Annotated in this window: 16 protein-coding genes; 6 read left to right on the forward strand and 10 right to left on the reverse strand. The window is 72.2% G+C overall.

From position 1 onward, the window contains the following. Positions 1-48 precede the first annotated feature (48 nt). Positions 49-1,371 (forward strand): MFS transporter, encoded by a 1,323-nt coding sequence (locus tag HHX35_RS34440; protein ID WP_182902826.1) that lies wholly within the window; start codon positions 49-51, stop codon positions 1,369-1,371. Here HHX35_RS34440 and HHX35_RS34445 read toward each other — a convergent pair. The 3 genes from HHX35_RS34445 to HHX35_RS34455 form a co-directional block, all read right to left on the reverse strand. After that, positions 1,274-2,728: an acyltransferase gene (locus HHX35_RS34445; RefSeq protein ID WP_182902827.1), complete on the reverse strand. Its 1,455-nt coding sequence runs from the start codon at positions 2,726-2,728 to the stop codon at positions 1,274-1,276. The genes HHX35_RS34440 and HHX35_RS34445 overlap by 98 nt on opposite strands. Positions 2,729-2,809: 81 nt before the next feature. Then, positions 2,810-5,473, reverse strand: coding sequence for an exo 1,3/1,4-beta-D-glucan glucohydrolase (locus HHX35_RS34450; protein WP_182902828.1), 2,664 nt, complete (start codon positions 5,471-5,473; stop codon positions 2,810-2,812). A gap of 152 nt (positions 5,474-5,625) precedes the next feature. Further along, positions 5,626-6,309: a winged helix-turn-helix transcriptional regulator gene (locus HHX35_RS34455; protein ID WP_182902829.1), complete on the reverse strand. Its 684-nt coding sequence runs from the start codon at positions 6,307-6,309 to the stop codon at positions 5,626-5,628. A gap of 77 nt (positions 6,310-6,386) precedes the next feature. On the opposite strand from HHX35_RS34455, the gene HHX35_RS34460 reads away from it, so the two are divergent. The 3 genes from HHX35_RS34460 to HHX35_RS44025 all read left to right on the forward strand — a co-directional run bounded on the left by HHX35_RS34460 (position 6,387) and on the right by HHX35_RS44025 (position 11,260). Then, complete coding sequence (locus HHX35_RS34460) at positions 6,387-7,847, forward strand: MFS transporter (protein ID WP_182902830.1); 1,461 nt, start codon at positions 6,387-6,389, stop codon at positions 7,845-7,847. A 32-nt stretch (positions 7,848-7,879) separates the two neighbouring features. Further along, positions 7,880-9,547: an MBL fold metallo-hydrolase gene (locus HHX35_RS34465; RefSeq protein ID WP_182902831.1), complete on the forward strand. Its 1,668-nt coding sequence runs from the start codon at positions 7,880-7,882 to the stop codon at positions 9,545-9,547. Between the two features lie 318 nt (positions 9,548-9,865). After that, a complete protein-coding gene (locus HHX35_RS44025) occupies positions 9,866-11,260 on the forward strand; it encodes a lectin (RefSeq protein ID WP_182902832.1) in 1,395 nt (464 codons plus the stop codon). A 15-nt stretch (positions 11,261-11,275) separates the two neighbouring features. On the opposite strand, the gene HHX35_RS34475 is transcribed toward HHX35_RS44025, so the two are convergent. The 7 genes from HHX35_RS34475 to HHX35_RS34505 form a co-directional block, all read right to left on the reverse strand. Then, entirely contained in the window at positions 11,276-11,995 is a 720-nt protein-coding gene (locus HHX35_RS34475; RefSeq protein ID WP_182902833.1) for an alpha/beta hydrolase, read from the reverse strand. A 96-nt stretch (positions 11,996-12,091) separates the two neighbouring features. After that, positions 12,092-12,838, reverse strand: a complete 747-nt coding sequence (locus HHX35_RS34480) for a copper homeostasis protein CutC (RefSeq protein ID WP_182902834.1) — start codon at positions 12,836-12,838, stop codon at positions 12,092-12,094. An 11-nt stretch (positions 12,839-12,849) separates the two neighbouring features. Next, on the reverse strand, positions 12,850-13,800 hold the full coding sequence (locus HHX35_RS34485) for an asparaginase (RefSeq protein WP_182902835.1): 951 nt from the start codon (positions 13,798-13,800) through the stop codon (positions 12,850-12,852). Further along, complete coding sequence (locus HHX35_RS34490) at positions 13,787-14,617, reverse strand: amino acid ABC transporter permease (RefSeq protein WP_182902836.1); 831 nt, start codon at positions 14,615-14,617, stop codon at positions 13,787-13,789. The genes HHX35_RS34485 and HHX35_RS34490 overlap by 14 nt, the downstream gene beginning before the upstream one ends. Then, positions 14,614-15,258 carry an amino acid ABC transporter permease gene (locus HHX35_RS34495; RefSeq protein WP_182902837.1) on the reverse strand — a complete coding sequence of 215 codons (645 nt, stop codon included), beginning with the start codon at positions 15,256-15,258 and terminating at the stop codon, positions 14,614-14,616. The genes HHX35_RS34490 and HHX35_RS34495 overlap by 4 nt, the downstream gene beginning before the upstream one ends. Continuing rightward, entirely contained in the window at positions 15,258-16,187 is a 930-nt protein-coding gene (locus HHX35_RS34500; protein ID WP_182902838.1) for a glutamate ABC transporter substrate-binding protein, read from the reverse strand. Before HHX35_RS34500 ends, HHX35_RS34495 begins: the two co-directional genes overlap by 1 nt. 22 nt (positions 16,188-16,209) lie before the next feature. Beyond that, positions 16,210-16,938, reverse strand: coding sequence for an amino acid ABC transporter ATP-binding protein (locus HHX35_RS34505; protein ID WP_139579438.1), 729 nt, complete (start codon positions 16,936-16,938; stop codon positions 16,210-16,212). Between the two features lie 104 nt (positions 16,939-17,042). Between HHX35_RS34505 and HHX35_RS34510 the strand changes: the two genes are divergently transcribed. Further along, entirely contained in the window at positions 17,043-18,185 is a 1,143-nt protein-coding gene (locus tag HHX35_RS34510; RefSeq protein ID WP_220506223.1) for an ROK family protein, read from the forward strand. A 28-nt stretch (positions 18,186-18,213) separates the two neighbouring features. After that, the gene (locus tag HHX35_RS34515; protein ID WP_182902839.1) at positions 18,214-18,879 is read left to right on the forward strand and encodes an HAD hydrolase-like protein; all 666 of its coding nucleotides are present in this window, start codon (positions 18,214-18,216) and stop codon (positions 18,877-18,879) included. Positions 18,880-18,920 lie beyond the last annotated feature (41 nt).

An 18,920-nucleotide genomic window follows, 5' to 3' on the forward strand; every position in this document is an offset into this window, starting at 1 on the left:
ACGCGACATTTCCCGAAGATCGACGCGTGACGATGTCATGATCGTTCCATGACACCCCTGCGCCGTGTGCTGGGCGCATACCTCGCCGACGGCGTCACCCGTGCCAACATGTGGGCCCTGCTGGCGCTGGCGACGGCCGGCACCGCGGTGATCTCCTTCCTGCCGTCGGCCCAGCCGCACATCCTCACCACGATCCTTGGGCTGCCCGAATCGCGGCAGGGCACGGTCGTCGGGCTGCTCAACACGGCCGCCGAACTCGCCATGGTCGCGAGCCTCGCGTGGTATGGCGCGCTGGCCGACCGGTTCGGGCGCAGGGTGATCGTGGTCTCCGGTCTGGTGCTGTGCGCCGCCGGCACCGCATTGTTCCCGTTCGCGGCCAATACGGCCGTGCTGGCCGTGCTGCGGGTGGTGTTCGGCCTGGGCGTCGCGGCGATCAACGCGATGCTGTCGACGATCGCGATCGACTACGTGCGCAGCAGGTCGCGCGGGGCGTCGTACGGGCTCATCGGCTTCTTCGGCGGCCTCGGCGCTCTGGTCGCCGTGCTGGTCCTGGTGCGGCTGCCGCAGACGCTGGAGGCGGGCGGGATGGCGCCCGTGCATGCGGCCCGCACGGCGTTCCTGCTGATCGCCGCGGGCGTCCTGGTCACGGCGGGCCTGCTGTGGCTGACGCTGTCGCCGGTGCGGCCGGTCGCCGCCGAGCGCGTGCCGCTGGTCCGGCTGGTGCGCGAGGGCGTGGCCCTCGTCCGCGACCCGGGAGTGGCACTGTCGTACGCGGCGTCGTTCGTGGCACGGGCCGACCTCGCCATCGTGGTCGCCTTCATGTCGTTGTGGATCAAGAACCACGGGACCGAGCACGGCGGGCTGTCGGGTGCGGAGGCGCTCGCCAAAGCGGGCGCCGTGGTGGGCATCTCGCAGATGGTCGCGTTGCTGTGCGCGCCGGTGTTCGGCTGGCTGGGCGACCGGATGCGGCGCCAGGACCTGGTCGTCGTGGCGCAGGTGGTCGCCGCTCTCGCCTACCTGTCGACGCTGCTCGTCTCCGATCCCCTCGGCCCGGGCATGATGCCGGTCGCCGTGCTGATCGGGGTGGGCGAGATCGCCGCCATCACCACGGCGGGCCCGCTGCTCGCGCAGCAGGCGCCGGCGGCGGTGCGGGGCTCGGCGTTCGGCGTCCACACGCTCTGCGGCGCGGCCGGGGTGATGATCATCTCGGCGCTCGGCGGGGCGTTGTTCGACGCGTGGCGCCCCGCCGGGCCGTTCGTCGTGGCCGGCGTCTTCAGCCTGGCGGTCGCGTGCTTCGGCCTGGCCGTACGGCGGCGGGTGACGGCCAGGGCCGAGGCCGACGTCGCAGGGGAGGCCGTCCCGGCGGCCTGACACCGGCCGGGCCCGTCGCGAGGGTCCCTGTCGTAAGGGTCTCCGTCGTAAGGGTCTCCGTCGTGAGGGTCCGGGAGCGTGCTCTGCGCGACAGGCGACGGCCGAGGGACTGGGCCGGGCGCTCGACGGCGCGGTAGGTCAGCGCGGAGCAGGCGAGCACCACCGCGAGCAGCAGGACGGCCATGGCCAGGCGTTCGGCGAGGGAGAACCGGCCCGGGTCCGTCGTCAGCCGCCGGAGCACCTGCACGGCGAGGGGATGCAGCAGGTAGACGGAGTAGCTGATCAGGCCGAGCCACACGAGAGCGCGGGGCATCGGCCGGTGCCGCAGAAGACGGGCGGCCAGGAAGGTGGCCCATGCCGCGGCGACGGCCGTGGACCAGCCCCTGGTGAACGCCAGCGCCTGGTCGTCGGGCATGCCCCAGCCGGGACCGAAGGCCCACGCGGCGCCGATGGACGCGACCGGCACGCACACCAGCGCCCATCTGCTCTTCTTCCAGCGCAGTCGTCCCCGGTCGAGCCGGTGGAGCACGGTGCCGGCGAACATCGTCGCGAGGATGGCGAGACTCTGCCACGCCCCGATCCGGCTGTTGACGCCGAGCAGCACAAGAGCCAGCACGGCCGCGGCAGCGGTGCCGCACGCGCGCAGCCGCCCGCGACACGCCAGCGACGCGGCCGCCGCGAGCAACACGACCACCGTGACCACCACGACCTGGGCGGTGCCCGCGCCACGCGACAGCGCGCCCGCCGGAAGCAGCCCGCCCACGGTGAGAGCCGCCGCGGCGAAGGCGAGCATGCCTGTGGTGCCGGCGCGTCGCGCGCCCGCCACGAACATCGCCGTCACGAGCAGATAGAAGACCATTTCGTACGACAACGTCCAGAACACGTTCACGACGCTGACCACCTGAAGAAGGTCCTGCAGCATCGTCAGGTGCGCCAGGGCCGAGATCCCCGGATTGTCGGCCAGCTGATCCGGCAGCGCCGTGTACACGCCCTGGACGCCGAACACCGTCCCGGCAGCGGCGGCGACGAACCACAGGGGATACAGGCGGAAGACCCGGTTGATCCAGAACCCGCCGACGCTGCCCCGCCGCTCCAGCGAGACCGGCACCACATAGCCGCTGACGAGGAAGAACACGAGCACGCCATACTGGCCGAAGTTGAACCACTGGCCGGCGCCCGCGCGCACCTCGGGAAACAGCGCGTCCAGGGAGTGCTCGAAGACCACGACGAGCGCGGCCACGCCGCGCAACGCGTCCAGCCATCCCTGCCGCGGCGCCGGCGACGGCGGCTGCGGCCGCGCCGGTAACGCCTCCTCCCTGACACCGCTCCGGCTCGTTTCCACAACATCGACGAACATCCGGTCAGGGTAGGAGGTCAGCCTGGGAAAATCGTGAGCGCCCCCTGATCGCCGCGGGCCTCAGGGGGCGCTCACGTGCCTCTATGTCAGGTCCGCGCAGCTTCGCGCGTCGGTGTCCTCGGCCGCGCCCGGCACCCACCGGACGTTCGCGAACGAGGCCGAGAACGCGCCGTCCGTGTAGACGAGGAACGGCGTGTTGACGTTCTCGAAGTCCAGGTTCGGTGAGAAGCACGACACCGGGATCTTGACGGTCGCCTTCGTGCCCACGGGCAGCTTCTGGAACAGCGACGTCGCCACGACCTCCGCGAAGCACGGGTAGACGCAGTGGGCGCTGATCACCGTGCGGGCCGCCGGAGGCTGGTGGACGATCGTGTCGAAGACCAGCGCCGCGCCGGCGTTCAGGTAGCCGCGCAGGTCGCTGCCGCCCGCGGGGTCCTGCATGTAGATCTGCGCCGCCCCGGCGCCGTTCCAGGTCGCCTTCAGCCCGTCGCCCTGCACGTCGACGTCCGACGGGACGACGGCGATCTCCGAGTGCGCCGCCTCGCCGTCCACGCCGATCTCCGTGCCGCCCCAGTTCTCGGCCGAGCCGATGTAGCTCTTGTACGGCGCCACGTCCTGGCGGTTGTAGATCTCCAGGTCCTCGGTCGCGGTGCCGCCGCCGCCCGTGCCGGAGCAGCCGAACTCGGGCGAGGTCTCGTCGAGCGTGCCGACCGACCCGGTCTGCCCGTAGCGCAGGCCGTACCCCGGGGGGAAGAGCGGGTCGTAGCCCTCCTCACCCGGATTGAGCGGGGACTGGCAGGCGCTCCTCGGCCACGAGTACGACAGCGTGCCGGTGTATCCGGGGCCGCTGTCGCGGCTCCTGACCAGCAGGTCGGCCACGCCGCCGCCCTCGGTGCCGGGAAGCCAGGCGACCACGAACGCGTCCGACCGGTTGAGCTCCTTGTTCACGTGCAGCGGGCGGCCGGTGACGTAGACGGTGACGACCGGCGTGCCCTTGCCGGCGACCTTGTCGAGCACCGCGAGGTCGCCGGGATAGAGCGCGGCGGCCTCCAGCGAGCGCCGCCCGAGGTCGCCCACGCCCTCGGCGTACGGCGTCTCGCCGATCACGGCGATCACCGCGTCGTACCGGCTCGGGTCCACGCCGTCGGCCGTCTCGCTGAAGGTCACGTTGTCCGCGCCGAGGACCTCGCGCAAACCGTCCAGGATGGTCGTGCCGTTCGGGAAGTCGGCGGCGGTGTTGCCGGTGCCCTGCCAGGTGAGGGTCCAGCCGCCGGCCTGGTTCTGCATGCTGTCGGCGCTCTTGCCGACCACCAGCACCGTGGATCGGGGGGAGAGCGGGAGGACCTTCCCGTTGTTCTTCAGCAGGACCTGCGACTCCCGCACCGCCTTCCTGGCCAGCGCCCGCGCCTGCAGGGCCTTCGCCGAGCCCGCGCCGGGGCGCGCGGAGGGCTTCGGCGCGTCGAACAGGCCCGCCCGCAGCTTCACCCGCAGGATGCGCGTCACGGCGTCGTCGATCCGGGACATCGGGATCTCACCCGCCTCGACCTGGGCGATCGTGGTGGAGATGAACGCCTTCCAGTCGTTCGGCACCATCACCACGTCGATGCCGGCGTTGATCGCCCGGGCGCAGTTCGAGTTCGTGCAGCCGGCGACCTGGCCGATGCCGTTCCAGTCCGAGACGACGACGCCGTCGAAGCCCATCTTCTGCTTGAGCACCTCGGTGAGCAGCTTGCGGCTGCCGTGCACCTTGCCCTCGGTGATGCCGAGGTCCTCGTTGGTCCAGCTGTTGAAGGACGCCATGACGGTCTGCGCCCCGGCGGCGAGCGCACCGTAGTAGCCCTGGCCGTGGATGTTGATCATGTCGGCCTCGGACGAGGGGTCGACCCCCTGGTCCTGCCCCTTGAGCGTGCCGCCGTCGCCGATGAAGTGCTTGGCCGTGGCGATCACACCCCGGTCGCCCAGCCTGCGGGAGCCGCCGCCCTGCAGGCCGCGCACGACCTCGTAGCCGTACGCGCGGGTGATGCGCGGATCCTCCGAGTAGCCCTCGTACGTGCGGCCCCAGCGGTCGTCCCTGACGACGGCGAGGGTGGGCGCGAAGGCCCAGTCCTGGCCGGTCGCGCGGACCTGCGCGGCGGTGGCGGCGCCGATGTCGCGCAGCAGGCAGGGGTCGTGCGCGGCGCCGAGCCCGATGTTGTGCGGGAAGAGCGTCGCGCCGAACACGTTGTTGTTGCCGTGGACGGCGTCGATGCCCCAGATGACCGGGATCTTGGTCCGCGTGTTCACCGACGCCTGCCAGTACGCGTCGGCGAGGGCGAGCCAGTCCTGCGGGGAGGCGTGCTTGTCGCGGCCCGGCCATGACCCGCCACCGTTGAGCACGGAGCCGATGCCGTACTGTGCGACCTCCTCCGGAGTGATCGCGGAGATCTCCGGCTGGGTCATCTGGCCCACTTTCTCGGCCAGGGTCATCCCCGCGACGATCTTCGTGATGCGCTTCTCGTCGGCCGGGTTCCGCTTGATCTCGCTCTTGACGGTCGGCCAGTCGGGCAGCGCGGGCAGGCGCTTGTCGATGCGGGCACAGCCGTGGTCCATGTCCGGCTTGCCAACCACCGGTCGGACCGGGGGCTTGCCTGGGGGCTTCCCCGGCGGCTCGCCGGGGGTCGCCGCCGCCACGGCGCCCGGCAGCAGGGCGAGGCCGGCCAGGGCCGCGAGGACGCGCCGGGGCGATCGGGTGATGACTCTGCGCATGAACGTCCGTTCTCGAGGGGTCACCAGGACCGGATCGGGTGTTACGGGCGTGTTGCGCAGATCGTCACCCCGTAAGGCCCATCGGTCAAGAAAGCGCTCTCCAACCCCGGGACGGGGACGAGTGCGGCCAGGGTGCGGACCCCGCCGGGCACCTACGGAGCGTTCTCCTCGACAGGTGCGGAGAGTCGCTCACCGGCGGCACTCCCGGCGCGGGGCAGGACACGCCGGATGACCTCACGGGACCCGTCGACCCGCAGGCCTTGTTCCTCGGCGTCGGCGAGGGCGAGGCCGCCGCTGAAGAGGGCGAGGATGAGCGGTGGCGGGCCGGTGACGGTGGCGTCGGCGTTCGGGTCGGCGCCCAGGCGTAGCGAGACCCGGCCGGCGTCGGCGTCGATCACCACGGTCTGGTCCCCGGCGTGGACCTGGATCGAGGACGCCGGCCGATCGGGCTCGTGGTCGGCGAGGAACATCCGCACAGGCAGGCGCAGCCACTGGCCGCGGAAGGCGTCCTCGGTCCGGTAGTCGCGCATCAGGGGTACGCCCCAGCGGCCGAGCGCGTCGATCACCGGCGCCAGTTCGGCACCCCGATCGGTGAGCCGGAACAGGGTGGTGGCGATCGGCGGCGGGGCGTCCTCACGTTCCACGAGGCCGGCGGCCTCCAACTCGCGCAGCCGATCCGCGAGCAGATTGGTGGCGATTCCCGGCAATCCGGAGCGCAGGTCGGTGTAGCGGGACGGACCGCGCGACAGGAGCTCGCGCACGATCAACAGCGTCCACCGATCGCCGACGACATCGAGTGCTTTGGCCACGGAGCAGTACTGACCATAGGAGCGCATGACCAGAGCCTATCAGCTAACTTGAAAGAATCACGTACTTGGTTGACTTTCTTGTCTAAGCACTTTAGAAATACGTCATGGCCAACCTCGACAAGCAGGCGGCCGCCGCAGACGCACCTCCGTCTTCCGGCCCGCCCCCCTTCACTCCGCCTCCGGGCGCCGGTCACCCGCGTGCCGTCTTCGCCGTGCTGGCGCTGGGCGTGTTCGTCTCCACGCTCGACGTGTTCATCGTCAACATCGCCGTTCCGGCGCTCCAGGCCGACTTCGCGGGCTCCACCGTGGCCGGTGTGTCCTGGGTCCTGAACGCCTACGCGATCGTCTTCGCCGCGCTACTCGTGCCCGCCGGCAAGCTCGGCGACGTCATCGGCCGGCGGCGGGTCTTCACCGCCGGGTTGTTCGCGTTCGGCCTGGGATCGGCCCTGTGCGCGGCCTCGCCGTCCCTCGGGTTCCTCATCGCCGCCCGCATCCTGCAGGGGGCCGGAGCCGCCGCGATCACCCCGACCTCGCTCGGCCTCCTGCTGCCGTCCATCCCACCGCGGGGCCGGGCGGCCGCGATCGGCGCCTGGTCCGCCCTGGGCGCGGTCGGCGCCGCCTCGGGCCCCTCGCTTGGCGGGCTCCTCACCCAGGTGAGCTGGCACTGGATCTTCATCGTCAACGTTCCCCTGACCGCGATCGTGCTCGCCGGCGCGTACCGCGTGCTGCCCGAGATCCGCGATCCCGCCCGCCCGCCGCTGCCCGACGGTCTCGGCACCCTCGTCCTGATCGGCGCCGTCTCCCTCGCCACTCTCGGCCTCGTCCAAGGGCACGCGTGGAACTGGGACGCACGGGTGATCGGCTGCTTCGTCGCCGCCGTCGTGCTCACGGCCGTGTTCGCCGCGCGCTCCCGCCGTCACCGCGCCCCGATCCTGGAGCTGAGCATCGTGCGCGTACCGGCGTTCGCGCTGTCCGCTCTGTCAGCGGCGCTGTTCTCGGCCGCGTTCTCGGCGATGCTGCTCGCCAACGTGCTCTTCCTCACCGGAACCTGGCACTACTCGATCCTGCGGGCCGGGCTGGCCCTGACCCCCGGCCCCGTCGCGGCCGCGGTGTGCGCGCCGTTCGCCGGCAGACTCGCGCAGCGCGTCGGCCCCGGGCTCGTCGGCGGTGCGGGCGCCCTGCTGTTCGGGACGGGATCGGTGATGTGGGTCGCGTTCATCGGCGTGGAGCCCGCCTACTGGTCGCTGTTCTTCCCCGCCATGCTCATCGGCGGTGGCGGAGTGGGCCTCGCCCTGCCCGCGTTCACGATCGCGGCCACCTCCACCCTGGCGCCGCAGACGCTGGCCACCGGAATCGGCGCGCAGACCATGTTCCGCCAGATCGGTTCGGCCCTCGGCGTCGCCGCCTTCGTCGCCGTCTTCGGCACCCCGACCGCGGCCACTGTGGTCAGCGCTCACGACGACGTCCGCTGGTTCATGATCGCTGCGGCGGCCGGCGCCGCCCTCGCACTCGTACTCATCCGCCATCGGCGGCCCGACAGAACCGGTCAGCACCCGGCGCGCTGACAGCGCGCTCAGATCTCGGACGGAGAAGAGACATGAACGAAGAGATCGCGGCGCTCTCCCGGGTCGCCACGTGGCCGAACGCCGACCGACGCACCAGAGTCGTGCTGGCGAGCCAGTTCACGGCCGCCGGGCTCGATGCGGAAGGGTTCGGGTTCTTCGCGGAACTGTCGTCCCGGATGCCGGGCGACGGGCTCCTGCTGGCGCTCGCCGGCGCCTTCCAGTCCCGTCTGGACGGTCAGGCCGAGGCGGCGATCGCCAAGCTCGACGCCGCCGCCTCCCTGGACCTCGGGCTGCCCCACTACTACCGCGGCATCTCCCTGGCCGGCCTGCCCGAGTGCGCGGGCCGTGCGGAGACCGTGGTCGCGGATCTGGAGTTCGTCCTCATGGTCAAGGACCAGTTCCCGCCGGGCTTCATGCGGCCCGTCCACGCGGCGCTGTCACGCGCGTACGACCTGCTGGGACGCGCCGAGGATGCCGCGCGGGCACGCGGGCGAGCCGGTCACCTGATCACCGACTACTGGGCGAATCCCGAGGACGGGTTCCGCTTCGTCCCCCCGCGCCTGGTCGAACACGCACCGGGCGTCCACGTGGCGCAGGGCTACGACTTCGCCGACGTCGGCTTCGTCGTCACCGGCACCGGGGTGGTCGCCATCGACGCCGCCAGCACGCCCGAGCACGCGGCCGCGGCGCTCCGCGAACTCCGCGCGATCACCGAACTGCCCGTCACCCACGTGATCCTCACGCATGCCCATCTTGATCATGTCGGCGGCCTCGACGCCCTCACGGCCGACGGCGCCACGGTGATCGCCCAGGCGAACTTCCCCCACGAGCTCGCGCTCCAGAACTCCGGCCCGCCGCCGCTGGGCTACTACCTTCCGCGCGGCCAGGGCCGTCACGCCCACGTCTCCCCCGGCCGACTGGTGGACACCGTGGAGAAGCTGACCATCGGCGGCGTGGACTTCACACTCATCCCGATCGCGGGAGGAGAGACCGAGGACGGGCTGGTCATCCACCTCCCGAGTCAGGAAGTGGCCTTCATCGGCGACATGTGCATGCCCTATCTCGGCTCGCCGACCCTCGCGGAAGGCTCCCCGCAGGGCCTGTTCGACGCCATGCGGGCGGTCATGGACCTGCGGCCGCGCACGCTGATCCACGGGCACCCGGCGCTGACAGAGAACTACCCCATCGAGGCCTTCCCCGGGCTGCTGGCGGCACTGCGCGACCTGGAGCGCGCCATCACGGCCGGGATCTCGGACGGTCTGACGCTCGCCGAGATCCTTCGGCTCAACCACCTGCCGGACGTTCTCAGGGACCATCCCGCCGCGGTGATGCCCTACCTGGTCACCCGTGACAACTTCATCCAGCGCGTGCACCGCCAGCGGACCGGCTACTGGCACCGGGGCGGTGAGGGCGTGGAGCGCTTCACATCCGCCGAACTGTCGGCCGCGCTGGATCTGCTGGGCGGCCGGAGCGCGGCCGCCTTCGTCACGGCGGGCCTCGATCTCGCGCGGCGCGGCGAGCATCCGCTGGCCCTGCACGTCGTCGACCTGGGACTGCTCAGCCATGCGGACGCTCCCGAACTCGTCAGCCTGCGGCAGAGCCTGCTGGAGTCGATGGTCGCGCGGAACCAGCTGCTCAACCCGTTCAAGTTCATGCACTACGCCTCACTCGCCGGTCTCGAACTGGAACCGGCCGAGTGAAGGGCCGCCGGGCGCCCGCGGGCAGGCGGGCCGGCGGCACCGCCTCGTGAAAGTTTCGGGTCGTCCGGCCGCGGCGGACGGCCGGGGCCGAGGTCATCGTGGGCGGGCCGGCAGGCGGGGCGGGCCGGGCATTGCCCCCGTCCCCGGACCGTGTCTATGGTCCGGGGACGCCCGAAGCCGAAGATCGACACTCTGTCCCCCGTGGCCGCGTGACGCCCAACGCTTCGCCTGGTTCTCCCCCCGGCCCCCACCAGGGCCCGGCCGGCCTGGCGGCGCCGATCGCGGCCCCGCCCGTCCGTCCACCCAGGTGAGGCACCCATGAGACGCATACGCGCGTGGTTCACGGCGCTCGGCACAGCCATCCTGATGATCGCCGGGCTGCTCGCGCCCGCCCCGGCGTTCGCCGCCGCCGCGACGCTTCACCCCGGCGTCCTGTGGTACGACACGGCGGGCAACCGGCTGCAGGCGCACGGCGCCGGGGTGTTCAAGGTCGGTTCGACCTACTACATGGTCGGCGAGGACAAGAGCGCCGGCGCCACGTTCACGGCGGTCGCCTGCTACTCCTCCACCGACCTCGCCACCTGGACCCGGGTGGGCAACGCGCTGAGCCGGCAGGCCAGCGGCGATCTCGCCGCCGGGCGCATCGTGGAACGGCCGAAGGTGATCTACAACTCGGCGACCGGCCAGTACGTGATGTGGGTACACATCGACAACTCCTCCTACAGCGACGCGCGGGCGGGCGTGGCCACCAGCCCGACGCCGTGCGGGCCGTACACCTACCGCGGCTCCTCACGTCCGCTGGGATTCGAAAGCCGGGATCTGGGCCTGTTCAAGGACGACGACGGCACGGCCTACCTGCTGACCGAGGACCGCGCCCACGGCCTGCGCATCGACCGGCTCTCCGCCGACTACACCCAGGCGGTGAGCACGACGGCGGTGCTCGCCGACCTGGAATCCCCGGCGATGGTCAAGGTGAACGGACGGTACTTCCTGTTCGCCTCACACCTGACGGGCTGGTCCACCAACGACAACGTCTACGCCACCGCGAGCTCCCTGTCCGGGCCGTGGAGCGGCTTCACCACGTTCGCCCCCAGCGGCAGCCGCACGTTCGACTCCCAGACCTCCTCCGTCGTGCCGGTGTCGGGGTCGTCGGGCACCACGTACGTCTACGTAGGCGACCGGTGGAACCCCAACGACCTCAACAGCTCGACACCCGTGTGGCTGCCGCTCACGATCAGCGGCTCCACCGCCTCGATGAGCGCGTTCTACGACTCCTGGACCATCGACACGGCGACCGGCACCTGGGCGGCCGCGCAGGCTCCGCAGAACTTCGCGCTCGTCGGCGCCCAGTCGGGGCGCTGCCTCGACGTCGCCGGCGGCGCCGCGAACAACGGCTCGACCATGCAGATCTACGACTGCAACGGCGGCGCGGGCCAGAAGTGGTCCCTCACCTCCTCCGGGGAGCTTCGCACGTTCGGCGGGACGAAGTGCCTCGACGTGTTCGACCAGCGGACCACGGCGGGCGCCCCGGTGGGCATCTGGGACTGCAACGGCGGCGCCAACCAGAAGTGGACGGTCGACTCCGCCGGCACCGTCGTCGGCGTCCAGTCGGGCCTGTGCCTGGACGTGAACGGCAACCAGACGGCCAACGGCACCAAGGTGCAGATGTGGACCTGCAACGGCGGCGCCAACCAGCGGTGGACCCGCGTCTGACACCCGCGGCCACGGTCAGGGCGGCGAGCGTCCGATCCACCAGCGGACGGCCTCGGCGGCCGTCCGCGGTGGCACCTGATGCCCGCCGCGGAACTCCTCGTACGTCACCTCGTAACCGCTCTCCCGAAGGTCGGGGACGAGGCGCCTGCTGCATCGGTCGATCGGCAGCACCCGATCGGAGACGCCGTGCGAGACGAAGATCCGGGGACGGCCGTGCCGGATCATCGGGGCCATGAAGCCCGGGGAGAACGCGAGCACGGCGTGGAACAGGTCGCCGTTGGCCAGGCCCAGCGACAGGGCGTAGGAGGCGCCGTCGGAGAAACCCGCCACGGCCACGCCGCCGAGTTCGACGGCCGCACGGGAGAACGCCTCCTCCAGCGCGGCGTCGATCCTGGACACGTCCGCGCCGTACCCGCCGACGATCACGTCCCAGGTGGCGGAGACGGCCTGCGGCGCGAGCAGCAGCACGCCGAACTCCTCGGCCTGGGGCAGCAGCCACTCGAGCGCCTGCTCCGCCGCACCGCCCGCGCCGTGCAGCACGACGGCGAGCATGGACGGCCCGGGTTCCGGGGCGGGCGGCACGTAGAACAGAGCACGCCCGCCCAGGCGGTGGAGGCCCGGTACGAGAGGCGCGGCGTGCTGGGGCGGCACCGCGACGGGGCGGGCGGACAGGCGGCCGTGTCGCACGCCCTCCTCGGGCCCCGGATGGGGCCGGCTCCGCTCCGGCGTGGCCATCGGCCTCACCTCCCGCCCACGGGTCTACCCGTCCTGGCCGCCGGTCACCTCATTCCCGGCGGCCGGGGAGACCCGGTGGTCGGGAGGCGGCGGCCTTCAGCCGCGGGCGGCGGCGATCACCTCTGTGACCAGGGCGGGCGAGGTGACCCGGCGGACGTACTCGGGCTGGCGCAGCTCACCGCCCATGTAGGGGTACGGGTTGCGGTGGACGGCCGGGCTGGGCTCGTCCACCAGGGCGGCGAAGTGGATCTCCCTGGCCCCGGTCGCCTCGACCACCCGGCTCACGTTGCGCGGGGTGATGCCGCCTCCGGGCATGACGACCAGCCTGTCGCCGGCCCGCGCCACCAGTTCGGCGATCAGTGGCGCGCCCTCCAGGGCCGAGCTGTCCTGGCCGGAGGTGAGCACCCGGTCGATCCCCAGGCCGGCCAGCGTCTCCAGCGCGGCGAAGGGATCGGCCGTCATGTCGAAGGCACGGTGGAAGGTGACCGAGAGCCCGTCGGCCGCGTCGATCAGCCGCCTGGCCACCTCGGTGTCCACCTCTCCGGCCGGGGTGAGCGCGCCGATCACGACGCCCTGCGCCCCGGCGTCGCGTACGGCCGCGACGTCGCGGACCATCGCCGCGACCTCGTGCTCGTCGTAGACGAAGTCGCCGCCGCGCGGCCGGATGATCACGTGGACCCGGATCGACGAGACCGCCGCCAGCGTGGCCTCGACCGTGCCCAGGGTGGGTGTCAGGCCGCCCTCGAACAGCGCGGCGCACAGCTCCACGCGGTGCGCGCCCGCCCGCTCGGCGGCCAGCGCCCCGGCCGTGCTGTCGATGCAGATCTCGTACGTCAGGCTCATGCTCTCCCCCATCAGAACGTCGCGTGAATCTCGCCGACCGGGACTCCCCCGCCCAGCACCGGAACGGTCGCGAACTCGGCTGCCGCCGAGACGTCCGCGCCCGCGGCCCGCAGCGCCGCGAGCGCGATCGCGGTCGTGGCCCGGGGGCCGCCGTCGATCGCCTTGACGGCCGCCGCGTGCCCGGAGGCGAGCGCCACGACCAGCACTCCCTCGGCGCCGCCCTTCACCACGGCGCCGGGCAGCGCCCGCATCAGGCGGGTGTTCACGTGGCCGGTCCCGCCGACGTACTCGGGGTGCGCGCGCATGGCGTCGGCGACCGCGCGCGGCGGCGTTCCCTGCGCGGACACGACCATGGCGCGTACGGCGCGGGCCAGGCCCGTCAGCGAGATCCCGAACAGCGGGGCGCCGCAGCCGTCGACGGCGACGTGGGCGGCCTTCTCCCCCGACAGCTCCTCCACCACCGACCTGACCCGCTCCTGCACGAAGTGGCCGGGATCGAGGTAGGTGCCGGTGGGCGCGCCCGCGGCCACGGCGGCGGCGAGCATCGCGGCGTGCTTGCCCGAGCAGTTCATCCGCTCCCGCGACGGCCCGAGGCCCGCCCGCACCAGGGCCTGCCGGGCGGCCTCGTCCTCCGGCCAGTCGGGCGGGCAGCGCAGGTCGCCGAAGCCGAGCCCGGCCTCGCCGAGCATCCCGGCCACGAGCCGCACGTGGAAGTCCTCCCCCGTGTGGCTGCCCGCGGCGATCGCGAGCGCGGGGCCCTGCAGGTGAGCCCCGGCGAGCAGGCAGGCGAGGGCCTGGAACGGCTTGGCCGACGAACGCGGCAGCACCGGCGCGTCCACCGGGCCGCGCGCGACGGCGACCTCACCGCCCGCCGAGAGCGCGACCGCGCTGCCGAAGTGGACGCTCTCCACGAAGCCGGACCGCACGACCTCCGCGAGCGGGGCGTATTCAGCGAGGGACACGGATGATCCTCCTGCGCGGCCCGCCCCTGCCCGCCACGGAGCGGTCGAGGGAACGGGCGAGCGCGGACAGCGACGCGTTGACCACGAGGTAGACCAGCGCGACGACGATGTACGTCTGGATGAGCAGGCCGTTGTAGTTGGCCAGGACCTTGCCGCTGTAGAGCAGCTCGGCGTAGCTGACGACGAACCCGAGCGAGGTGTCCTTCAGCAGGCCGACCGACTGGCTGACGATCGAGGGCAGCACCCGGCGGGCCGCCTGCGGCAGCACGACCAGCCGCATCGACTGCCCCTGGGTGAGCCCGAGGGCCAGGGCGGCCTCCCCCTGCCCCCGCTCCACGGACATGATCCCGGCGCGGAAGACCTCGGCGAACGCGGCCGCGTTGGACACGGCCAGCGGCACCACGAGCTTCCAGAACAGCGGCAGGTCCAGGCCGTACCTCGGCAGCGCGAACAGCACGAGGTAGACCAGCAGCAGCGCCGGGATCGTGCGCACGGCCTCGACGTACGCGGCGGACGGCAGGCGGACCGCGCGGCGCCGCGACAGCCGTCCGAGCGCGAGGGCGAGCCCTGCCGCCATCGCGAGGGTGGCGGACACGACGGCGGCCAGCGCCGTGGACCACAGCCCGCCGAGCAGGTAGCGCCACATCGGCCAGGTCGCGTACGGCTGCCAGCGCTCGGCGGCGAGCTGGCCGTTGGCGGCGAACTGGCGCACGGCCAGGGCCAGCAGGGCGAGCAGCACCAGCACGCCCGCGACGGTGGCGAGGCGGATGCGGCGGCGGGCGCGCGGACCCGGCTCGTCGAACAGCAGGTTGCTCACCGCGCCACCGCCAGTCGCCGTTCGAGCCGCCCCGTCACGAACCCGGCGCAGGCGGCGATCGCCGCGTACGCCAGGCCCGCCCCCACGAAGATCGGGATGGGCTGCGCCTCCAGCAGGTTCACCCGGTTGGCGGCGGCGGTCAGCTCGACCACGCCCACGGCCGCCGCGAGCGAGGTGTTCATCGTGAGCGCGATGAAGATGTTGCCGATCGGCTGGACGACGGTCCGCAGCGCCTGGGGCAGCACGACGTGGCGCAGCGACTGGCCGAACGTCAGCCCCAGGGCGCGGGCCGCCTCGCCCTGACCGGCGGAGATCGCGTTGACGCCCGAGCGGAGGGCCTCGGCGATGTAGGCGCCCTCGTACAGCGCGATCACCACGATGGCCGTGGTGGTCAGGCCGGCCTGAAGCCCGATCTCGGGCAGGCCGAAGACCGCGAGCACGAGCAGCACGAGCAGCGGGAGGTTCTGCAGGGTCTCGACGTAGACGGTCGCGACCGTGCGCAGGACCGGGACCGGCCCGACCCGCATCGCCACGATCACGAGCCCCACGGCCGCGGCGCCGACGAACGACGCCGCGGTCATCTGGAGGGTCACGACCAGCCCCTGCCAGAACTCGGGCAGGTGATCAAGCAGCGCCGACATCAGGAACCCGGCACCGACCCGATCTCGGGCGGCGTGGGGGCCTCGCCCTGCACGACCGTGCCGAGGGAGTTCTTCCAGATGTCCTGCCAGACCCCGTTCGCCTGGATCTTCTTCAGCCAGTCGTTGACGAACGACTTGAACTGGTCGTCGCCGTGCTTGAGGCCGATGCCGTACGGGTCCTGGGTGAACGGCTTGGTCACGACCTGCAGTTCGGGGTCCTTCTTGGCGTCGGCGACCAGCAGCGTCTCGTCCTGCACGTAGGCGACGCCGCGGTCCTGCTTGAGCGCCTGGACGCACTCGGGGTCGCCGCCGAAGGTGATGATCTTCGCCTGCGGCGCGAGCTTCTTGATCGCGGGAATGGCGGGGGTGTTGGCGCCGGCGATGACGGTCTTGCCGTTCAGGTCCTGCGGCGAGGAGATCCCCGTCGTGCCCTTCTTGACGGCGATGGACAGGCCCGAGGAGTAGTACGGCCCGGCGAAGGCGACCTGCTCGGCCCGCTCAGGGGTGATCGTGTAGGTCTGGAAGACCACGTCGACGGTGCCGTTGCTCAGCAGCGCCTCCCGGGTCTCGGACGCCGAGTTGACGATCTTCACCTTCGGCTGCCCGATGATGTACTTGGCCAGCGCCTTGCCGAGGTCGGCGTCGAAGCCCTCCACCTCGCCGGTGGTCGGGTTCTGCTGGGACAGCAGCGGCGCGTCGAGGGAGCCGCCGACGATCAGCTCGCCGCGCTGCTTGATCTTCTCCATCGTCGAGCCGGGCAGGATGTCCGCGGCGGCGGCCACCGGGGCCTTGGCGAGCACGCCACCGCCGCCGCCCTCGCTCGCGCCCGCGCCCGGCACGGCCGAGCCGGCCGAGTCCGTCCCGGCACAGGCCGTCAGGCCGGCCATCGCCACCGCGGCGACAGCGGCCACCCGCTTAATGGACACCATCGGGGTCCACCATCCTTTGCGATCAGTGCGTGAGTACCTTGGCCAGGAAGTCCCTGGCCCGATCGGTCCGGGGGGAGTCGAAGAAGGCGTTCGGCTCCCCCGTCTCGACGATCCGGCCGCCGTCCATGAACACCACGCGGTCGGCCGCGCGGCGCGCGAACCCCATCTCGTGGGTGACGACGACCATGGTCATGCCGTCGGCGGCCAGGCCCGTCATCACGTCGAGGACCTCGCCGACCATCTCCGGGTCGAGCGCCGAGGTGGGCTCGTCGAAGAGCATGACCTTGGGCCGCATGGCGAGCGCGCGGGCGATGGCGGCGCGCTGCTGCTGGCCGCCCGACAGCCGCGCGGGCTGCTTGCCCGCCTGCTCGGCGATGCCGACCCGGGCCAGCAGCTCGTGGGCGGTCCGCTCGGCCTCGGCGCGGCTCACGCCGCGCACCTTCGTCGGCGCGAGCATCACGTTCTCCAGCACGGTCTTGTGCTGGAAGAGGTTGAAGTTCTGGAAGACCATCCCCACGTCGGCCCGCAGCCGGGCCAGCGCGCGGCCCTCCGCGGGCACGGGCACCCCGTCGACGAGGATCTCGCCCGAGTCCGCCGCCTCCAGCCGGTTGAGACACCGGCACAGCGTCGACTTGCCGGACCCGGAGGGGCCGATCACCACCACGACCTCGCCGCGCGCCACGTCGAGATCGACGTCGTGCAGCACGTGGTGCTCACCGAACCACTTGTTGAGGCCTCGTACCCGAATCATCGCCATCTTCCTTCGAAATCGAAGATATGGCGGACCGTAATGGATGATTCTGGGCGAAGTCAACGCGTTGGCGCACAAAGTCAAGTCGTGGTATTCCTTCCTCCATGCCAGGCAAAGAGAGGTTGCCGGTGCGGGGGGCGCAGGGCGACCTCCTGCGCCTCGTCGCCGCCGGCCACGCCGAGTCGCGGGCGGAACTCGCCCGCCTGTCCGGCCTGGCGGCCTCCAGCGTCTCGCTGCGCGTCGAAGAGCTGATCGGCAGCGGGTTGCTGGTGGAGGAGGGCGCGGGCACCTCCCGCGGCGGCCGGCGACCCCGGCGGCTGCGGCTCAGCCCCAGCGCGGGACTGCTCGCGGTCGCCGACCTGGGCGCCCACCACGCGCGCCTCGGCCTCCTCGACCTCAGCGGCACCCCGCTGGTGGTCGAGGAGCGCCCCTGCGAGATCGCGGACGGCCCCGAGGCGACCATCGACTGGATGGCCGCCGCGTTCGAGGACCTGCTGGCCGCGCACGGCCCGCCCGGGGTCCCGCTGCGCGGGGTCGGCACGGGCATCCCCGGGCCTGTGGACCCGGCGACCGGCCGGGTCGTCGCGCCCTCGCGCATGCCCGGCTGGAACAACTTCCCCGTCGCGGAGCGCCTCGGCGCGCACTTCGACCTGCCGGTGCTGGTGGAGAACGACGCCAACCTCATGGCGGCCGGTGAGGCCAGGTCGTGGCCGAAGTGCGAGACGCTGATGGTTCTCAAGGCCGGCAGCGGCATCGGCTGCGGCGTGATGGTGAACGGCGCGCTCCACCGGGGGCGGGGCGCGGCCGGGGACATCAGCCACGTGCGGGTCAGGAGCGACTCGTCGGTCACCTGCTCCTGCGGGCACGACGACTGCCTGGAGGCCTACGCCAGCGGCGCGGCCCTGATGAGCGTCCTCAACGAGCAGGGCATCGAAGTGCGGCGGCCGGCCGACGTCGTCGCGCTGGTCGAGGACGGAGTGCCCGAGGCCACCGCCCTGGTCCGCAACGCCGGCCGGCTCATCGGCGAGGTGCTGACCGTGCTGGTGAACTTCATCAATCCCGACGCGATCGTGGTCGGGGGCAGCCTGTCGCCGGCCGAGCCGCTGATCGCGTCGATCCGCGCGGCGGTGTACGAGCGGTGCCTGCCGCTGGCCACCCGCGACCTGGAGATCTCCACCACCCGGTCGGGACCCGACGCCGCCCTGCTCGGCGCCGGTTCCCTGCTGCTCGACGCCGTGCTCGCCTGAACACCGACCCTGAACGGACAGCCCGTACGTGACCCGATACTGCCTCTTCGACCTCGACGGCACGCTGACCGACCCCGAGACCGGCATCGTCGCCTCGCTGCGGCACGCCCTTTCCGCGGTCGGGATGCCAGAGGTGGAGCACGGACGGCTCCGCGCCCTGATCGGCCCTCCCCTTCAGGACGCCTTCCTCTTCCTCGGCGTGCCGCGGGAGCGTCTCGATGAGGCGGTCCACGCGTACCGGGAGCGATACACCGACGGGATGTACGAGAACGAGGTCATCGCGGGAATCCCCGCCGTGCTGGAGGCTCTCGTCGCCGACGGCTGGACACTGGCGGTGGCGACGTCGAAACCGGCCGTCTACGCGGAGAAGATCCTGGTGCACTTCGGGCTCGACGGCTTCTTCGCGTACGTGGCCGGGGCGACGCTCGACGGGTCACGGCGGCACAAGGCGGACGTCGTCCGGCACGCGCTCGACGTGCTCGGCGCCCCGCCCGAGGCGGCCGTCATGGTCGGCGACCGCAGTGAGGACGTCGCCGGCGCGGCCGCCTGCCGTGTGCGGAGCATCGCCGTGACGTGGGGATTCGGCGAGGCGGCCGAGTTCGCCGATCCCGGTCTCATCGCCGTGGTGGACACGCCCGGGCGCCTCCTCGAAGTGCTCACGCAGACGGCCGCGGCCACCCCTGGAGCGGACTGAACGGCGAGGACGTGCCCGGCGTACCCGACCGGGGAAATTCC

Origin of the sequence: Microbispora sp. H10830 (genome assembly GCF_014161375.1) — a bacterium.
In the GTDB taxonomy this organism is placed as follows: Bacteria; Actinomycetota; Actinomycetes; order Streptosporangiales; family Streptosporangiaceae; genus Microbispora; species Microbispora catharanthi.

What these genes read in the sequence shown, in the direction of transcription:
- HHX35_RS34440 (WP_182902826.1), top strand. Translation starts at nt 49, where the DNA reads ATGACACCCCTGCGCCGTGTGCTGGGCGCATACCTCGCCGACGGCGTC.
- HHX35_RS34445 (WP_182902827.1), bottom strand. Translation starts at nt 2,728, where the DNA reads ATGTTCGTCGATGTTGTGGAAACGAGCCGGAGCGGTGTCAGGGAGGAG.
- HHX35_RS34450 (WP_182902828.1), bottom strand. Translation starts at nt 5,473, where the DNA reads ATGCGCAGAGTCATCACCCGATCGCCCCGGCGCGTCCTCGCGGCCCTG.
- HHX35_RS34455 (WP_182902829.1), bottom strand. Translation starts at nt 6,309, where the DNA reads ATGCGCTCCTATGGTCAGTACTGCTCCGTGGCCAAAGCACTCGATGTC.
- HHX35_RS34460 (WP_182902830.1), top strand. Translation starts at nt 6,387, where the DNA reads ATGGCCAACCTCGACAAGCAGGCGGCCGCCGCAGACGCACCTCCGTCT.
- HHX35_RS34465 (WP_182902831.1), top strand. Translation starts at nt 7,880, where the DNA reads ATGAACGAAGAGATCGCGGCGCTCTCCCGGGTCGCCACGTGGCCGAAC.
- HHX35_RS44025 (WP_182902832.1), top strand. Translation starts at nt 9,866, where the DNA reads ATGAGACGCATACGCGCGTGGTTCACGGCGCTCGGCACAGCCATCCTG.
- HHX35_RS34475 (WP_182902833.1), bottom strand. Translation starts at nt 11,995, where the DNA reads ATGGCCACGCCGGAGCGGAGCCGGCCCCATCCGGGGCCCGAGGAGGGC.
- HHX35_RS34480 (WP_182902834.1), bottom strand. Translation starts at nt 12,838, where the DNA reads ATGAGCCTGACGTACGAGATCTGCATCGACAGCACGGCCGGGGCGCTG.
- HHX35_RS34495 (WP_182902837.1), bottom strand. Translation starts at nt 15,258, where the DNA reads ATGTCGGCGCTGCTTGATCACCTGCCCGAGTTCTGGCAGGGGCTGGTC.
- HHX35_RS34500 (WP_182902838.1), bottom strand. Translation starts at nt 16,187, where the DNA reads ATGGTGTCCATTAAGCGGGTGGCCGCTGTCGCCGCGGTGGCGATGGCC.
- HHX35_RS34505 (WP_139579438.1), bottom strand. Translation starts at nt 16,938, where the DNA reads ATGATTCGGGTACGAGGCCTCAACAAGTGGTTCGGTGAGCACCACGTG.
- HHX35_RS34510 (WP_220506223.1), top strand. Translation starts at nt 17,043, where the DNA reads ATGCCAGGCAAAGAGAGGTTGCCGGTGCGGGGGGCGCAGGGCGACCTC.